The 14,295-nt window shown below is 71.5% G+C and carries 13 protein-coding genes and 2 pseudogenes; 9 read left to right on the plus strand and 6 right to left on the minus strand.

Annotation, left to right across the window (positions count from 1 at the left end):
• Nucleotides 1–47: 47 nt before the first annotated feature.
• The gene (locus tag ACFY2A_RS18965) at nt 48–1,061 is read right to left on the minus strand and encodes a GlxA family transcriptional regulator (protein WP_387173144.1); all 1,014 of its coding nucleotides are present in this window, start codon (nt 1,059–1,061) and stop codon (nt 48–50) included.
• A 70-nt stretch (nt 1,062–1,131) separates the two neighbouring features.
• Between ACFY2A_RS18965 and ACFY2A_RS18970 the strand changes: the two are divergent.
• Both ACFY2A_RS18970 and abc-f read left to right on the plus strand, forming a co-directional pair.
• Nucleotides 1,132–2,422: pseudogene (locus tag ACFY2A_RS18970) on the plus strand (APC family permease); the annotation flags it as partial.
• Between the two features lie 222 nt (nt 2,423–2,644).
• Nucleotides 2,645–4,282, plus strand: coding sequence for a ribosomal protection-like ABC-F family protein (abc-f, locus tag ACFY2A_RS18975; RefSeq protein ID WP_387173146.1), 1,638 nt, complete (start codon nt 2,645–2,647; stop codon nt 4,280–4,282).
• Between the two features lie 102 nt (nt 4,283–4,384).
• Here abc-f and ACFY2A_RS18980 read toward each other — a convergent pair whose 3' ends face one another.
• Nucleotides 4,385–4,948, minus strand: coding sequence for a GNAT family N-acetyltransferase (locus ACFY2A_RS18980; protein ID WP_387173148.1), 564 nt, complete (start codon nt 4,946–4,948; stop codon nt 4,385–4,387).
• Nucleotides 4,949–5,028: 80 nt separating this feature from the next.
• On the opposite strand from ACFY2A_RS18980, the pseudogene ACFY2A_RS18985 reads away from it, so the two are divergent.
• The 4 genes and pseudogenes from ACFY2A_RS18985 to ACFY2A_RS19000 form a co-directional block, all read left to right on the plus strand.
• Nucleotides 5,029–5,214 (plus strand): annotated as a pseudogene (locus ACFY2A_RS18985) (TetR family transcriptional regulator); the annotation flags it as partial.
• Between the two features lie 33 nt (nt 5,215–5,247).
• Nucleotides 5,248–5,733, plus strand: a complete 486-nt coding sequence (locus ACFY2A_RS18990) for a hypothetical protein (protein WP_387173407.1) — start codon at nt 5,248–5,250, stop codon at nt 5,731–5,733.
• 144 nt (nt 5,734–5,877) lie between these two features.
• Nucleotides 5,878–6,792 (plus strand): ATP-binding cassette domain-containing protein, encoded by a 915-nt coding sequence (locus tag ACFY2A_RS18995; RefSeq protein ID WP_387173150.1) that lies wholly within the window; start codon nt 5,878–5,880, stop codon nt 6,790–6,792.
• Nucleotides 6,792–8,453 (plus strand): ABC transporter permease, encoded by a 1,662-nt coding sequence (locus tag ACFY2A_RS19000; protein WP_387173152.1) that lies wholly within the window; start codon nt 6,792–6,794, stop codon nt 8,451–8,453. The genes ACFY2A_RS18995 and ACFY2A_RS19000 overlap by 1 nt, the downstream gene beginning before the upstream one ends.
• Before the next feature lie 101 nt (nt 8,454–8,554).
• Here ACFY2A_RS19000 and ACFY2A_RS19005 read toward each other — a convergent pair whose 3' ends face one another.
• Nucleotides 8,555–8,974, minus strand: a complete 420-nt coding sequence (locus ACFY2A_RS19005) for a hypothetical protein (RefSeq protein ID WP_387173154.1) — start codon at nt 8,972–8,974, stop codon at nt 8,555–8,557.
• Between the two features lie 138 nt (nt 8,975–9,112).
• Complete coding sequence (locus tag ACFY2A_RS19010; RefSeq protein ID WP_387173156.1) at nt 9,113–9,679, minus strand: nucleosidase; 567 nt, start codon at nt 9,677–9,679, stop codon at nt 9,113–9,115.
• Nucleotides 9,680–9,773: 94 nt separating this feature from the next.
• On the opposite strand from ACFY2A_RS19010, the gene ACFY2A_RS19015 reads away from it, so the two are divergent.
• Nucleotides 9,774–10,850, plus strand: coding sequence for a PIN domain-containing protein (locus ACFY2A_RS19015; RefSeq protein WP_363925034.1), 1,077 nt, complete (start codon nt 9,774–9,776; stop codon nt 10,848–10,850).
• Between the two features lie 47 nt (nt 10,851–10,897).
• On the opposite strand, the gene ACFY2A_RS19020 is transcribed toward ACFY2A_RS19015, so the two are convergent.
• Nucleotides 10,898–11,665 (minus strand): ABC transporter permease, encoded by a 768-nt coding sequence (locus tag ACFY2A_RS19020; RefSeq protein ID WP_387173158.1) that lies wholly within the window; start codon nt 11,663–11,665, stop codon nt 10,898–10,900.
• The gene (locus tag ACFY2A_RS19025) at nt 11,662–12,402 is read right to left on the minus strand and encodes an ABC transporter ATP-binding protein (RefSeq protein ID WP_363925036.1); all 741 of its coding nucleotides are present in this window, start codon (nt 12,400–12,402) and stop codon (nt 11,662–11,664) included. The genes ACFY2A_RS19020 and ACFY2A_RS19025 overlap by 4 nt, the downstream gene beginning before the upstream one ends.
• Before the next feature lie 111 nt (nt 12,403–12,513).
• Between ACFY2A_RS19025 and ACFY2A_RS19030 the strand changes: the two genes are divergently transcribed.
• Complete coding sequence (locus ACFY2A_RS19030; RefSeq protein WP_387173161.1) at nt 12,514–13,617, plus strand: sensor histidine kinase; 1,104 nt, start codon at nt 12,514–12,516, stop codon at nt 13,615–13,617.
• A complete protein-coding gene (locus tag ACFY2A_RS19035) occupies nt 13,614–14,258 on the plus strand; it encodes a response regulator (RefSeq protein ID WP_387173163.1) in 645 nt (214 codons plus the stop codon). Before ACFY2A_RS19030 ends, ACFY2A_RS19035 begins: the two co-directional genes overlap by 4 nt.
• The last annotated feature ends 37 nt before the right edge of the window (nt 14,259–14,295 follow it).

Raw genomic sequence — 14,295 nt, forward strand, 5'->3', positions numbered from 1 at the left:
CAACGCCGACGGCTGCCGATCGGCGGCGGCCGGCTGCGGTGTTCTTCCTACCGGAGGGGTTGCCCGGCCCGTCGGTGCGTCACCGTGGCGCGGGCAGACGCGCCGACCCGGTACCGGAAGACGTGCCGGTAGGTCTGCGGGTTCATCCCGCTGATCCGACCGAAGTGCTGGCGCAGATTTGCGCCGCTGCCGAAGCCGGTACGGTGGGCGATCCGTTCGACCGGATCGTCGGTGGTCTCCAGCAACTCCTGCGCCAACCGGACCCGCTGCTCCAACAGCCACTGCAACGGCGTGGTGCCGAGGGAGTCGCGGAACCGTCGGGCCAGGGTGCGCGGGCTCAGGTTGGCCGCGCGGGCCAGGTCGTTCACCGACAGCGGCCGGTCGAGGCGTTGCCGAGCCCACTCCAGCACCGGGCTCAGGTCGGCCGGGGAAACTCCCCGCACCGGCGGCGCCGGATACTGAGTGTGGTCGGCGCCCCGCTGCGGAGCCACCACCATCCGCCGGGCCACCTCGTTGGCAACCGCGGCACCATGGTCCAGCCGCACCAGCTGCAGGCACAGATCGATGGCGGCGGCCGTGCCGGCCGAGGTGAAGATGTTGTCCTCCGCCACGTACAGCACCCGGGGGTCGAGGTTGACCAGCGGGAACCGGCCGGCGAAGTCCTGCGCGTTCATCCAATGGGTGGTGGCGCGGCGACAGTCGAGCAGGCCGGCGGCGGCGATCGGGTACGCGCCGGTGCAGATGCCGACGATGCGCCTGCCGCGTGCGTACGCCGTGCGCAGCGCTTCGACCAGCTCTGCCGGGGGATTGACCTGGGCCGGCCGGGCGCAACCGGGCACCAGCACGGTGTCGGCCTCGACCAGATCGTCCAAGTCGTACGCGGGGTCGAGCCACGAGCCACCCGTGGTACGCAGCGGGCCCGGCTCGGCCGCGCACAGTCGCATCTCGTACCACGGGTCGACGATGTCCCGTCGGTCGGTGCCGAACACCTCCTGCGGGACCGCCAGCTCGAAGATCGGCAGGTTGTCGGTCACCGCCACCGCGACGACGTGCGGACGCATGGCAGGAATCTAACGCAGCACGGCGCCAATCCTGCTGTCCCGGTCGGCTGGCCGGGACGACGGTGATCACATGACGCAGACCCGTGCCACGCCGGTGACCGGCGGTCGGCTGACCGCCACCCAGGGCGCCGCGCTATACGTCGGTGCCGTACTGGGTACCGGAGTGATCGCGCTTCCCGCCCTGGCGGCGGAGGTCGCCGGCCCCGCCTCGCTGCTCGCCTGGCTGTTGCTCGTGATCGTCTCCGCTCCTCTGGCGGCCACGTTCGCCGCGCTCGGTTCCCGCCACCCGGACGCCGGTGGCGTCTCGACGTACGCCCGGATGGCCTTCGGACCGCGGGCGGCGGCCGTCGCCGGGTGGTGTTTCTACTTCGCGGTGCCGCCGGGCGCATCCGCGGCGGCGCTGTTCGGCGCCGCCTACGTCGAGGCAGCGATCGGCGGCGGTACGCTCACCGTCGCGGTCACCGCCGTGCTGCTGATGGTCGCGGTCACCGTCACCAACCACTCCGGTGTCCAACTCGCCGGGCGGGTGCAGCTCGCGCTCGCCGGGGTGCTTGTCGCGTTCCTGCTGCTGGCGGTGCTGTTGTCGCTGCCGCACGCGGACGCCGCGAACTTCACGACCTTCGCTCCGTACGGCCTGCCGGCCGTCGGCCCCGCGGCGGCGCTGCTGATGTGGAGCTTCGTCGGGTGGGAGGCGATCACCCACTTGACGGGCGAGTTCCGCCGTCCCGAGCGGGACCTTCCCCGGGCCACCGCCGCCGCGGTCGTCGTGGTCGGTGCGTTGTATCTGGCGGTGGCCTTCGCGACCGTGGCCGTGCTGGGTTCGGCGGCGGCGGGGTCGGCGGCACCGCTGGGCGATCTGTTCGCGGTCGCGCTCGGCGGCGACGCCCGCTGGTTGGTCGCCGGGGCGGCGTTGCTGCTCACCTTCGGTGCGATGAACGCCTACTACGCCGGAGCGGCGAAGCTCGGTGCGGCGCTCGGCCGGGACGGTGCGCTGCCCGACTGGCTCGCCCGGGGCAGCGTGGCCGGCGAGGTGCCCCGCCGCAGTCTGGCCGTCACCGCCACCCTGGCGTTCCTCGCGCTGGGCGCGGTGTTGTTCACCGGGCTCGGCACCCACCCGCTGGTGCTGCTCGCGACCGGTTCCTTCATCACCGTCTACGTGATCGGTGTCGCAGCGGCGCTGCGGCTGCTACCCCGCCGCAGCGCCGCCTTCTACGCCGCCGCCGCGACCATCGGTGTGGTGCTGTTCCTCCTGGTCATGACCGGCGTCTGGCTGCTCTGGCCGGTGGCGGTGACCGGCGCGGCGCTGCTCTACCTCCGGGTACGCGACCGAATCCGGTCCTGATCGGCGACACCCGCCGGGGTTCGGGGCTCGGCGGGTTCGACGCCGAGCGGGCCGGCACTTGTTAGGCTTGCCCCTGCGGACCAACCGCCACGTACGGAGCGAGGAGCGCGGCATGCTTTCGGGGGACGACGACATCTCAGGGTGAGCAGCCCTGCCGCCGTGACGGCGGCCTGTCGTGTCGTGGCCCTGTCTGCCTGACCGGGGCGCTGTGTCCCCGGCTTCCCATCCGAGGTCTTCTTCGATGTCCGACGTGTGCGTCGTCTGCACGAATCTGTCCTTTTCCTGGCCCGACGACACCCCGGTGTTCCGGGACCTGTCCTGCACCGTGCCGCCGGGTCGTACCGGCCTGGTTGCGCCGAACGGCGCCGGCAAGTCGACGCTGCTGCGGCTGATCGCCGGTGATCTCGTACCCACCGGCGGTGGCGTGACGGTCGAGGGGGTGCTCGGCTACCTGCCGCAGAACCTTCCGCTGACCGGTGACCTGACCGTGGCGGAAGTGCTGGGTGTCGCCCCGGCCCTGACCGCGTTGCGGGCGATCGAGGCCGGCGACGCCAGCGAGGAGAACTTCGCCGCGGTCGGTGACGACTGGGACGTCGAGGAGCGCAGTCGCGCCGAACTCGACCGGCTGGGTGTGGGCGAGGTGGCGTTGGATCGTCGCCTGCACACCCTCAGTGGCGGGCAGGTGGTCTCCCTCGGCCTGGCCGCGCAGCTGCTCCGGCGTCCCGACGTGCTGCTGCTGGACGAACCGACAAACAACCTCGACATCGACGCCCGGCACCGGCTGTACACGGTGCTGGAAAGCTGGTCCGGCTGCCTGCTGCTGGTCAGCCACGACCGGATGCTGCTGGACCGGATGGACCGCATCGCCGAGCTCGACGGCGGGCAGCTGCGCATGTTCGGCGGGAACTTCACCGCCTACGAGGAGGCGTCACGGGCTGCCCGGGAGCTGGCGGAGCGCCAGGTCCGCAGCGCCGAGTTGGAGGTCAAGCGGGAGAAGCGGGAGATGCAGCAGGCCCGCGAACGCGCCGAGCGGCGGGCCGGCAACGCTGCCCGCAACCTCGGCAACGCGGGCCTGGCCCGGATCGTGGCCGGTGGGCTCAAGCGCAGTGCCCAGGAGTCCGCGGGTCGGGCCCAGCAGGCGCACGCCAGCCGGGTCAGCGACGCACAGTCCCGCCTCGACGAGGCCGGCCGGGCGCTGCGGGAGGATCAGACGTTGGCGTTGGAACTGCCGGAGACCGACGTCCCGGCCGGCCGCACCCTGGTCGAGGGGCAGCGGATGCAGGTCCGGTACGGCGGCCGGGCGCTGTTCGCCGGGGACGGCGTCGACCTGACCATCCGCGGCCCGGAACGGATCGCGCTTACCGGCCCCAACGGCGTCGGCAAGTCCACCCTGCTGCGGCTGCTGCTCGGCGACCTGGATCCGGAGGGCGGGCAGGTGCGTCGGGCCGACGGTCGGGTGGCGTACCTGTCGCAGCGGCTGGACCTGCTCGACGCGGACCGCACCGTGCTGGAGAACCTCACCGCGTACGCCCCGGACCGTCCGCAGTCGGAGCGGATGAACCTGCTGGCCCGGTTCCTGTTCCGGGGTGCCCGCGCCCAGCTGCCGGTCGGCGTCCTCTCCGGCGGTGAGCGCCTGCGCGCCACCCTGGCCTGTGTCCTGTACGCCCAGCCGGCACCGCACCTGTTGCTGCTCGACGAGCCCACGAACAACCTCGACCTGGTCAGCGCGGGCCAGTTGGAGAACGCGTTGCACGCCTACCGGGGTGCCTTCGTGGTGGTCAGCCACGACGAACGTTTCCTGCGCGACATCGGCGTCGAGCGGTGGCTGCGCCTCGACGAGGGTGGTCTCCGCGAGATCCCGGCCCTCGAGCCCGACTGAGGGCCGAAGGCGGATCGACTCTGAGGTCTCATGTCAGTGGGACATATTCATGTCCGAGTGACATGAGACCTCAGAAGGTGAGTGGCTTTTCGGAGCTGACTGTCAGTGACTGGCCGGTTCGCCCTCAGCCGGATCACCCTCGGCCGGGCCGTCCCTGGCCTGGGGATCTGCGACGGGCAGCACGAACCGGCGGAGGGTGACCGCCGAGCCGTCCGGGGCGCACCAACTGGCGGTCTCGGTGGCGGCGTGTCGCCAGCCCTCGCGCTCGTACAGCGCGACGGCTGGTGAGCGGCCCTGGTCGACGACCTCCAGGATCAGGCCCAGCCGCCGGTCCGCCGCCCACTCCCGCGCCTGACGAAGCAGGTTGGCACCGACCCGACGGCGGCGGAAGTCGGGCGCGACGAACAGCCGGGCCAGCTCCACCGACGCACGGGCGGGAGCGTCGTGCGCGGTCGGTGGGGTGCGATGGGCGGCAAGGTGCCCCACCAGAGCACCGTCGTCGGCCGCAGCGACCCACGCATGCCACAACTCCGGCGGGCACAACCAGCGCGTCGGATCGCTCGGCCAGTTGAGTGGATAGCCGTCGACGCGGTGCACCTCGGCCAGCAGGTCGACGCAGCCGGGCAGGTCAGCCGGTTGACGTTCGCGGATGGTGAGCGAGGTCATCAGGTCATTCTCAGGCGTCTCGCAGGATTGCCGGTCGCCGGGCCTTGCCGGGCGATTGAACAAGTGTTTAATCTGGTGTTGTGACGTCCTTGAGCGGAGCTTCGGAGGAGCGCGGCGGCGAGTTGGCCACCGCGAGCCGCATCCGTGACGCCGCTATCGTCCGATTCGGCCGCGACGGCTTCCGGGCCGGGCTGCGCACCATCGCCGCGGACGCCGGGGTGACCGCCGGTCTGATTGTTCATCACTTCGGCTCGAAGGACGGGCTGCGCCGCGCCTGCGACGAGCGGGTGCTGGAGTTCATGCGCCGGGAGAAGAAGAAGGCGCTGACCGACGGCACCGGGACGATGCTGCTGGCGCAGATGGCCCAGGTCGAGCAGTTCGCGCCGATGGTGTTGTACCTGCTGCGCAGCATGCAGGCCGGCGGGGAACTGGCGGCCGAGCTGATCGAGCACATGATCAGCGACGCCGAGGCGTACCTGTCCGCGGGGGAGGCGGCCGGGGTCGTGCGGCCCAGCCGTGACCGAGCCGCCCGCACCCGTTACCTGGCCTACCAGGCGACCGGCAGCATGCTGCTCTGGTTCACCCTGCACGGTGGCGACGCGGAACCCGAGAAGTTCCCCGCCCTGTTCCGGCGCTACATGGAAGAGCTCACCCTGCCGGCGCTGGAACTGTTCACCGAGGGGCTGCTCGTCGACCGGTCGATGCTCGACGAATACCTGATGTACGTGCCGGACCCGCCGTCGGCCTCCCCGAACGCCGCCGACCCGGACGGTACGGCGAGCTGAACCGCCACCACGCTGCGGCGTGGCCCACTCATCCGCGTACCACCGCGAACCACAACGGATCCGTGCGGCGCTGCCCCGGATCCGTCGATCGACCACATCGCACCCCGGGACGCCTCGGGGCATCCTCGAACGAGGTCAACAACCATGACTGCTGCCATCGACATCCACCACCTCGACAAGTCCTTCGGCCGGGTCAAGGCACTGGACGGGCTCGACCTGCGGGTCGAATCCGGCACCGTGCACGGCTTCCTCGGCCCCAACGGCGCCGGCAAGTCCACCACCATCCGGATCCTGCTCGGGTTGCTGCGCGCCGACGGGGGGCGGGCCCGGCTGCTCGGCGGCGACCCCTGGGCCGACGCGGTCGCCCTGCACCGACGGCTCGCCTACGTGCCCGGCGACGTGGAGCTGTGGCCCAACCTCACCGGCGGCGAGGCGATCGACCTGTTCGCCCGGCTGCGCGGCGGCACCGACCCGGTCCGCCGGGACGAGCTGTGCCAGCGCTTCGACCTCGACCCGAGCAAGAAGGGCCGCACCTACTCCAAGGGCAACCGGCAGAAGGTGGCACTCATCGCGGCACTGGCCAGCGATGTCGAGCTGCTCCTGCTCGACGAGCCGACCGCCGGGCTGGACCCGCTGATGGAGGCGGTCTTCCAGGAGTGCATCCGCGAGGTCAAGGACGCCGGGCGCACCGTGCTGCTGTCCAGTCACATCCTCGCCCAGGTCGAGGTGCTCGCCGACCAGATCTCGATCATCCGACAGGGAAAGATCGTCGAGACCGGCTCGCTGACCGAGCTGCGTCACCTCACCCGTACCTCGGTCGAGGCCGTCACCGACCGGCCGGCCGACGGTCTGGCCGACCTGGCCGGCGTGCACGGCCTGCGCACCGACGACGGTCAGGTCCGCTTCGAGGTCGACGGCGACCAACTCGCCGTCGTGGTACGCGAACTCGGTGACCTCGGTGTACAGGGACTGACCGTCCGGCCGCCGACGCTGGAGCAGCTACTGCTGCGGCACTACGGTGACCAGCTCGTCCACAACGGAGCCGGGGAGGTGGCGTGATGACCGCGACGACGCTCGACCGCGCGGCACCGGCCGGCACCGGCACGGGCACCGCCGTCACCGGGACCGGTGGCCTGCTGCGGTTCATGCTGCGCCGCGACCGGATCCGGCTGCCCGCCTGGACGCTCGGTCTGCCGCTGCTGATGACGTACTTCGCCGCCGCGCTGGACACCATCGCGCAGACTCCGGAGGATCTGGCGGGGCTGACCGCCTTCACCAGCAGCCCCGCCGGAGCCCTGTTCGGTGGACCCGGCTTCGGTTTCGACGACCTGACCATCGAACGTTTCCTCGCCGGTCAGTACGGCCTCTACGTGCTGATCGGTGCCGGTCTGATGGGCCTGCTCACCGTGGTCCGGCACACCCGCACCGAGGAGCGGACCGGCCGCGCCGAACTGGTCCGCGCCAACGTGGTCGGTCGGCACGCCCAACTGACCGCCGCACTGACCCTCACCGCCGTGATGGCGGTGCTGGTGGCCCTGCTGATCGGTGTGATGATGGCGGGCCGCGGCTTCGACGCGGGTGGGTCGATGCTGTTCGGCGCTTCCGTCGGTGCGGTGGCGCTGGCCTTCGCCGGCATCGCCGCGGTCACCGTCCAGTTGTCGGAGTACCCGCGCGCGGCCGCCGGCCTGGCCGGGGCGGCGCTCGGTGCCGCGTTCGTGCTGCGCGGTCTCGGTGACATGGCGGCGGTGCAGGGCAGCGGGCCGTCCTGGCTGTCCTGGCTGTCGCCGATCGGCTGGTCCCAGCAGACCGCCGCGTACGTCCACGATCGCTGGTGGCCGTTGGCCGTGTCGCTGGCCTTCGCGGCGGCGACCGCCGTCATCGGCTACGTCCTGTCGGCGCGGCGCGACTTCGGCGCCGGCCTGGTGCCGCCCCGCCCGGGTTCGCCACGGGCCGCGAGCTGGCTGGCCGGTCCGTTCGCGTTCGCGTTCCGGCTGCACCGGGCGAGCCTGATCGGCTGGAGCGGGGCGCTGCTGGTGGCCGGCGTGGCCTACGGTTCGTTCACCCAGCCCCTGCTCGACGGCTTCGAGAACGCACCTGAGGATCTGGTCGAAGTCATGGGTGGTGGTTCGGGTGACCTGCTCGCCGGCTACCTCGGCATGATGGGCCTGACCATGGCGCTCGTCGTCGGGGTCTACGCGGTACTCGCCGTGCAGTCGCTGCGTGCCGAGGAGACTGAGGGACGGGCCGAGCCGGTGCTGGCGACCTCGGTCAGCCGGACCGCCTGGATCGGCAGTCACCTCGCCGTCGTGGCGCTCGGCGTACCGTGGCTGCTGCTGGTCGCCGCTGCGGGCATGGGCGTCGGCGCGGCGGCGAGCACCGGCGACGCGGGTCTGCTCGGTGACGTGCTGGTCGGCCATCTCGCGCACACCCCGGCGGTCTGGCTGGTCCTCGCGGCTGCGGCCCTGCTCTACGCGGCGGCACCGAGGACGCTACCGGTGATCTGGGTGGTGCTCGGCTACGGGCTGATCGCCGGCTACTTCGCCCCGATCCTGGAGCTTCCCGAGAGCGTGCTGCGGCTGTCGCCGTTCGAGCACGTGGGGGAGTACCCGCTGGAGGACGTCAGCGTGGTCGCGGTGGTGGTGCTGACCGTGCTCGCCGGCGCCTTCGCCCAGGTGGCCGTGGCCGCCTTCCGCCGGCGCGACCTGGCCGGCGGCGCCTGACCCGGCACCGGCCTGCCGACGTGGCGTGCGCCGCGTCGGCAGGGCCGCCACGGTGGGTGGGCCGGGCCGCCAAGGGTGGGACGGGTGGCTGGTTGTGGTGCTCAGTCCCGGTGCGGCATCGGGAAGCCGGCCACCACGATGCCGTACAGGAGATGGTCGGCGATCAGGGCCAACTGTTCGTGCCAGTCGGTCAGCCGCCGGTCGATGCCGAGGGCCGGCGCGATGGTGGCGTGGAAGCCGAGCAGCAGCACCATGCCGTAGAGCGGGCCGACCCAGATCCGATGACGTAGGCGTTTCGGAAGTGCGCCGAAGGCCAGCCCGGCACCGAGCCCGTAGCTCCAGTGGGCCACCGCCAGGGCCGCCGGGTGCTGATCGCCGGGCAACCGGTCGAGTAGTCCGGGCACCAGCTTTTCCATCACCGACTTCGGCGGCGAACTCTGCACGAGATTGAGGGAGGTGGTGGCCTGGCGTAGCCCGGACATCGCCATCGCGGCGATGACCCCTCGGATACCACTCCGCATGATGATCGTCGTGCGCGCCGACAACTCCATGACCCGTTCCAATCCGTAGCCGCAGTACCGCGGCTACCCGGACCTCGCTGCGCCAAACGTGCCGCTCACCGCCGGACACACGCTGTGGATCGGCCCGGGATACGACGGTCAGAGGTTGTCCCGTACCCAGCCGGCGAGCAGCCGGGCGCAGCCGTCGACGGACTCCTGCCAGCTGCGTTCCGCCCCGGCCCCGGCCTCGTCGCTGACCTGCTTCACCATGCGCACCGGTACGCCGAACGCGTGCGCCGTCGACGCCACCGCGTACCCCTCCATGTCCACCAGGTGGGCACGGCGGCCCAGGGCCGCGCGGGCCTCGTCGTCGGCGATGAACTGGTCACCGGTGGCCAGCGTCGGGCCGTCGCCCAGGGTCAGCGGGGCGCCGACGGTCTGGCCGGTGAGCCGACGGATGAACTCGGTGTCCAGGTCGTGCTGGAGGACACTGCCGACCTCGTGGGTGCCGGTCCAACCCGGGTGCAGTGCGCCCGCGGTGCCGAGGTTGACCAGTACCGACGGCAGCGGGAAGCGGGCCAGCGTCGCCGCGACCGCGGCTGCGGCGTTGACCTTTCCCATCCCGGTCAGCAGCACCGGAAGCTCCGTGTCGAGGTACACGGCCTCCTCGGCGATGGCCAGGACGAGCAGCGGACGGTCCGGGCTGATCGTGCCGCGAAGATCCATCGGGCGATGGTAGCCGCTACCCGTGACGGTCCCGTACCGGCGCGGTGCCACCTGCCCCGGCCCGGTCACGTCCGCGCCGACGTACGCTGCCCGGGTGGAGCATGAGGACCGGATCGCCCTGTTTCTGGACTACGAGAACCTGGCGTTGGGGGTGCGCGACCACCACGGCGGGGCGATGTTCGACTTTCGACCGATCGCCGACGCGCTGGCCGAGCGCGGCCGGGTGGTGGTGCGTCGGGCGTACGCCGACTGGTCGTACTTCGACGAGGACCGGCGGATGTTGACCCGCTCGCATGTCGAGCTGATCGAGATTCCGCAGCGGATGGGTGCCACCCGTAAGAACGCCGCCGACATCAAGATGGCCGTCGACGCGATCGAGTTGGCCTTCGAACGCGGGTACATCTCGACCTTCGTCCTCTGCACCGGCGACAGCGATTTCACGCCGCTTGTGCACAAGCTCCGCGAACTCAACAAGCAGGTGATCGGTGTGGGGGTGGAGAACTCCACCTCGGCCCTGCTGCCACCGGCGTGCGACGAGTTCCTCTTCTACGACCGCTTGGAGGGCGTCGAGACCCTGCCGACGCGGGGCCGGCGCACCCGCCCGACCCGGCTGGCCGAGCCGGAGCCGCAGCCCGTCGAGCAGGTGGAGATCGAGGCGCCGCCGACCGAGGAGCCGGCCCGCGACGCGGACGCGCTCGCCGTCCTCGTCGCGCAGACCGTCGCCGGTCTGCAGGGCAGTTCCGGTGGGGAGGTGACCGCCTCGCGGTTGAAGCGGACCCTGTTGCGTAAGGATCCCACCTTCAGCGAGTCCGACCACGGGTTCCGCACCTTCGGTGAACTGCTGCGCCACCTGGCCGAACTGCGGGTGATCGAGCTGGCGGAGGGCCCCGCCAAGGGCGACCCGGAGGTCTCCCTGCCGGAACACGGCGACCGGGAGACGGCGTTCGCGCTGCTCGGTTCCGTGGTCCGCGATCTCGGTGGCGAGACCGGCGAGGTGGCCCTGTCCGGCCTGAAGAATCAGCTCCGTCGGGTGCGGCCGGACTTCAGCGAGAAGAAGCTGGGCTACCGAGGCTTTCTGCAGTTCTGCAAGGCCGCCGCCACGGAAGGGGCCGTGGGCCTGCGGTGGAGCACCGAGGCGGACGACTACCTGCTGACCGCTGAGCCGTCCTGACCGACCGGCCTGGCCGTCCGGCCGCCGTCCGGCGGGACCGTGACGGGTCACTCCCACCGGAACAGCAGACCCGCGACCACGGCTCCGACGACGACCGTCGCGCCGAGGCCGATCAGGTTCGCCGCCGGCACCGCGGTGCCGGCCCATGCGGACGACAGGGCCTCGACGGCTGCGCCGAACGGCAGCCAGCCGCCGACCTCGGCGAGCGCCTCGGGCAGGGCGTCGCGGCCGCCGAACATGCCACCGAGGGCGCCGAGGATGAAGAAGGCGACCAGGCCGATGGCGACGGCGGAGTTGGGGGTGGGCGCGACCGCCGCCACGATCATGCCGGTGCTGTACATTGCCGCCATCGCGAGCGCGACCACTCCGACTGCCGTGCCGAGGTTGGCGGGCGGGTCGGCGCCGAAGGCCAGGAACGCCACGACCAGGGCGGCCGTGATGCCGACTAGCGCCTGGAGGACGCTGACGACGGCCTGCGCGGCGAGGACCATGGCCGGCGACGCGGGGGTGACCCCGAGCCGCCGGAGGATCCCGGAGCGTCGGTAGTAGGCGAGGAAGCTCGGCATGTTGATGATGCCGATGATCGCGATGACCATGGCGAACACGAGTGGCAGGACGTAGAGGTCCAGCGCGGTGCGCCCGTTGGCGACGACCGTCCGGCTCGCGGTGGAGGCACTGGTCAGCATGATCAGTAACGGCAGGCAGAGGGGGACCACCAGCCCGGCCGTGTCCCGGACGACCATCTTCGCCTCGCACCCGATCAGGGTGACCAGCGAGCGCAGCCCGGGCCGACGGGCCTCGACGAGTGTGCTCATGCGGTTTCCTCCGCCAACTGTCGGCCGGTGAGCGCGACGAACGCATCGTCGAGGGTGGTGGTGCCGGCGCGTGCGATCAGGCCCGCCGGGGTGTCGAGCGCGACGACCCGGCCGGCGTCGAGTACCACGACCCGGTCGCAGAGCCGCTCGACCTCCTCCATGGTGTGACTGACGAGCAGCACGCTTACCCCTTCGGATCGGAGTCGTTCGACCGTGCCCCACATTCGGCGTCGTGCCGTCGGGTCGAGCCCGGTGGTCAGTTCGTCGAGGATCACCACCCGGGGTCGCCCGGCGATGGCGAGGGCGATGGAGAGCCGCTGCTGTTGCCCGCCGGAGAGCTTGTCGAAGCTGGTCCGGCGCTGTCCGGTCAGCTCGACCAGGTCGAGCAGTTCACCGGTGGGCCGGGGATCGGGGTAGAAGCTGCGGTAGAGGTCGACCAACTCGGTGACCCGGAGCGCGTGATGCAGGTGGGCCTGCTGCAACTGCACGCCGAGGACCTGCCGCAGCCGCGCCCGGTCCCGGCGCGGATCGAGGCCGAGTACGCGTACCCGCCCCCGTTCGGGTACGCGTAGCCCGGCGATCATCTCGACGGTCGTCGTCTTGCCCGCGCCGTTGGCGCCGACCACCCCGACCGCTTCGCCGACCTCGACCCGCAGGCTCACGTCGACGACCGCCCGGGTGCCGCGGTAGCTCTTGGCGAGCTGCTCGGCGAGGATCGCCGGTTCGGTGCTGTTCATGCCTCGACGCTACGAACGGGCCCGGCCGGTGTCGGGTCCCGAAAGTCATCACCTGCGGGCATTACTTTCGGCACAGGTGGGCTCGCCACGGCCCGACCTAGAGTGGGGATCATGCGACGCGTCGGGACAGACGAATGGTCCGGCCTCGCGATGCTCGTGGTCGCGTTCGCCGTCGCCGGCCCCGGGATCTTCGGAGCTCTCGGTACCACAATCCCGCGCGGCTGGTGGATCGCGCTGTTCGCCGCGTACCTGGCTGCCCTGCTCGTCTCGGTCGCCACCCGCGTGTCCCGGGTGGTGCGGTACGCGGCGTTTGCCGTGACCGTCGCCGCCGCCTGGGCCCTACTGCTGACCGCATCGAACCTGGGACTCCTGCCGGTGCTGCTGGTCCTCACCGCCGCGGTGAGTGTGTACGTGGTGCCGCTGCCGGTGGGTCTGGCGGTCGTGGTCGCCAACACTCTGGTGATCACGTTCGGTGCGGCGTCGATGACGCGGGCTCCGGCTGACGCCGTCATGCTCCTGATCTTCTATCTGCTCATCCAGGTGGCGACGTTGCTCAGCTCGGTCACCCTGCTGCGGGAGCAGCGGATGCGCCGTGAGTTGGCCGAGGCGCACGTCGAGTTGCAGGCCGCCAGCGTCTTGCTCTCGGACTCGGCCGCCACGGCGGAACGGCTGCGCATCTCCCGCGAACTGCACGACCTGATCGGCCACCAGTTGACCGTGCTGACCCTGGAGCTGGAGACCGCCCGTCACCTGGAGGGTCCGGCCGTGCGTACCCACCTTGAGCGGGCCGACCAGGTCGCCCGGGACCTGCTCGGCGACGTGCGGGCCACGGTCGGGCGGCTGCGCACCGAAAGCCCCGATCTGGAGCAGGCGTTGCGTCGGGTGACGCAGGACCTGCCCGGTCTCGACGTGACCATCGACGTGTCCCCGGCGGTGCGGATCGACGAGGACGACAGCGCGGCGTTCGTCCGGGCCACTCAGGAGATCGTCACCAACACCATCCGGCACGCCGACGCGCGTACCCTGCGGATCTCGGTGACCGGTGACGAACGGGAGACCGTGCTGGACGCCCGCGACGACGGTCGCGGAGCACCGGAACCGGCGCTCGGCAACGGGCTGCGTGGCCTGGGCGAGCGGTTCGCCGCCCTCGGTGGTGAGTTGTCCGTGGACGGGGGCGACGGGTTCCGGGTGACCGCGCGGGTGCCGGCGCGATGACCCGGGTGGTGGTGGTCGACGACCAGACCCTCATCCGGCAGGGCATTCGCGGGCTGCTGGAGGTCGCCGGGATCGACGTGGTCGGCGAGGCCGACGACGGCCGGGCCGCGCTCCCGGTCGTCGCGCGTACCGCCCCCGATGTGATCCTGCTCGACCTGCGGATGCCCCGGTTCGACGGGATCTGGGCGCTGGAACGGCTACGCGCGGAGGGCGTCGACATTCCGGTGCTGGTGCTGACCACGTTCGACGACGACGAACTCGTGCTCGCGGCGCTGCGCGCGGGTGCCCGGGGCTACCTGCTGAAGGACGTCACGCTGGACCAGCTCACCCGGGCCATCCGTACGCTCGCCGACGGCGGCACGCTCATCGCCCCGTCGATCACCGACCGGATGCTGCGGGCGATCCGCTCCGGGCCGTCCCCGGCCGGACCGCAGGCGCCGCCGGTGCAGAGACTCACCGAACGCGAACATGAGGTGCTGCGGCTCGTGGCGCACGGCTACAGCAACCGGGAGATCGCCGAGGGGCTGTTCCTCGCCGAGGGCACCGTCAAGAACCACGTCTCCACGATTCTCACCAAGCTCGGCGCGCGGGACCGCACGAACGCGGTGCTCCGCGCGCTGCACGAGGGCATCCTCGGGTGAGCGCCCGCCGCCCGGCCGCCGCCGGTGCGCGACGGCG

Source organism: Micromonospora sp. NPDC000442, from assembly GCF_042898635.1.
Classification (GTDB): Bacteria; Actinomycetota; Actinomycetes; order Mycobacteriales; family Micromonosporaceae; genus Micromonospora.

Excerpts from the sequence above, each read along its gene's own strand:
- ACFY2A_RS18965 (WP_387173144.1), bottom strand. The coding sequence starts at position 1,061 with ATGCGTCCGCACGTCGTCGCGGTGGCGGTGACCGACAACCTGCCGATC.
- abc-f (WP_387173146.1), top strand. The coding sequence starts at position 2,645 with ATGTCCGACGTGTGCGTCGTCTGCACGAATCTGTCCTTTTCCTGGCCC.
- ACFY2A_RS18980 (WP_387173148.1), bottom strand. The coding sequence starts at position 4,948 with ATGACCTCGCTCACCATCCGCGAACGTCAACCGGCTGACCTGCCCGGC.
- ACFY2A_RS18990 (WP_387173407.1), top strand. The coding sequence starts at position 5,248 with ATGCGCCGGGAGAAGAAGAAGGCGCTGACCGACGGCACCGGGACGATG.
- ACFY2A_RS18995 (WP_387173150.1), top strand. The coding sequence starts at position 5,878 with ATGACTGCTGCCATCGACATCCACCACCTCGACAAGTCCTTCGGCCGG.
- ACFY2A_RS19000 (WP_387173152.1), top strand. The coding sequence starts at position 6,792 with ATGACCGCGACGACGCTCGACCGCGCGGCACCGGCCGGCACCGGCACG.
- ACFY2A_RS19005 (WP_387173154.1), bottom strand. The coding sequence starts at position 8,974 with ATGCGGAGTGGTATCCGAGGGGTCATCGCCGCGATGGCGATGTCCGGG.
- ACFY2A_RS19010 (WP_387173156.1), bottom strand. The coding sequence starts at position 9,679 with ATGGATCTTCGCGGCACGATCAGCCCGGACCGTCCGCTGCTCGTCCTG.
- ACFY2A_RS19020 (WP_387173158.1), bottom strand. The coding sequence starts at position 11,665 with ATGAGCACACTCGTCGAGGCCCGTCGGCCCGGGCTGCGCTCGCTGGTC.
- ACFY2A_RS19025 (WP_363925036.1), bottom strand. The coding sequence starts at position 12,402 with ATGAACAGCACCGAACCGGCGATCCTCGCCGAGCAGCTCGCCAAGAGC.
- ACFY2A_RS19030 (WP_387173161.1), top strand. The coding sequence starts at position 12,514 with ATGCGACGCGTCGGGACAGACGAATGGTCCGGCCTCGCGATGCTCGTG.
- ACFY2A_RS19035 (WP_387173163.1), top strand. The coding sequence starts at position 13,614 with ATGACCCGGGTGGTGGTGGTCGACGACCAGACCCTCATCCGGCAGGGC.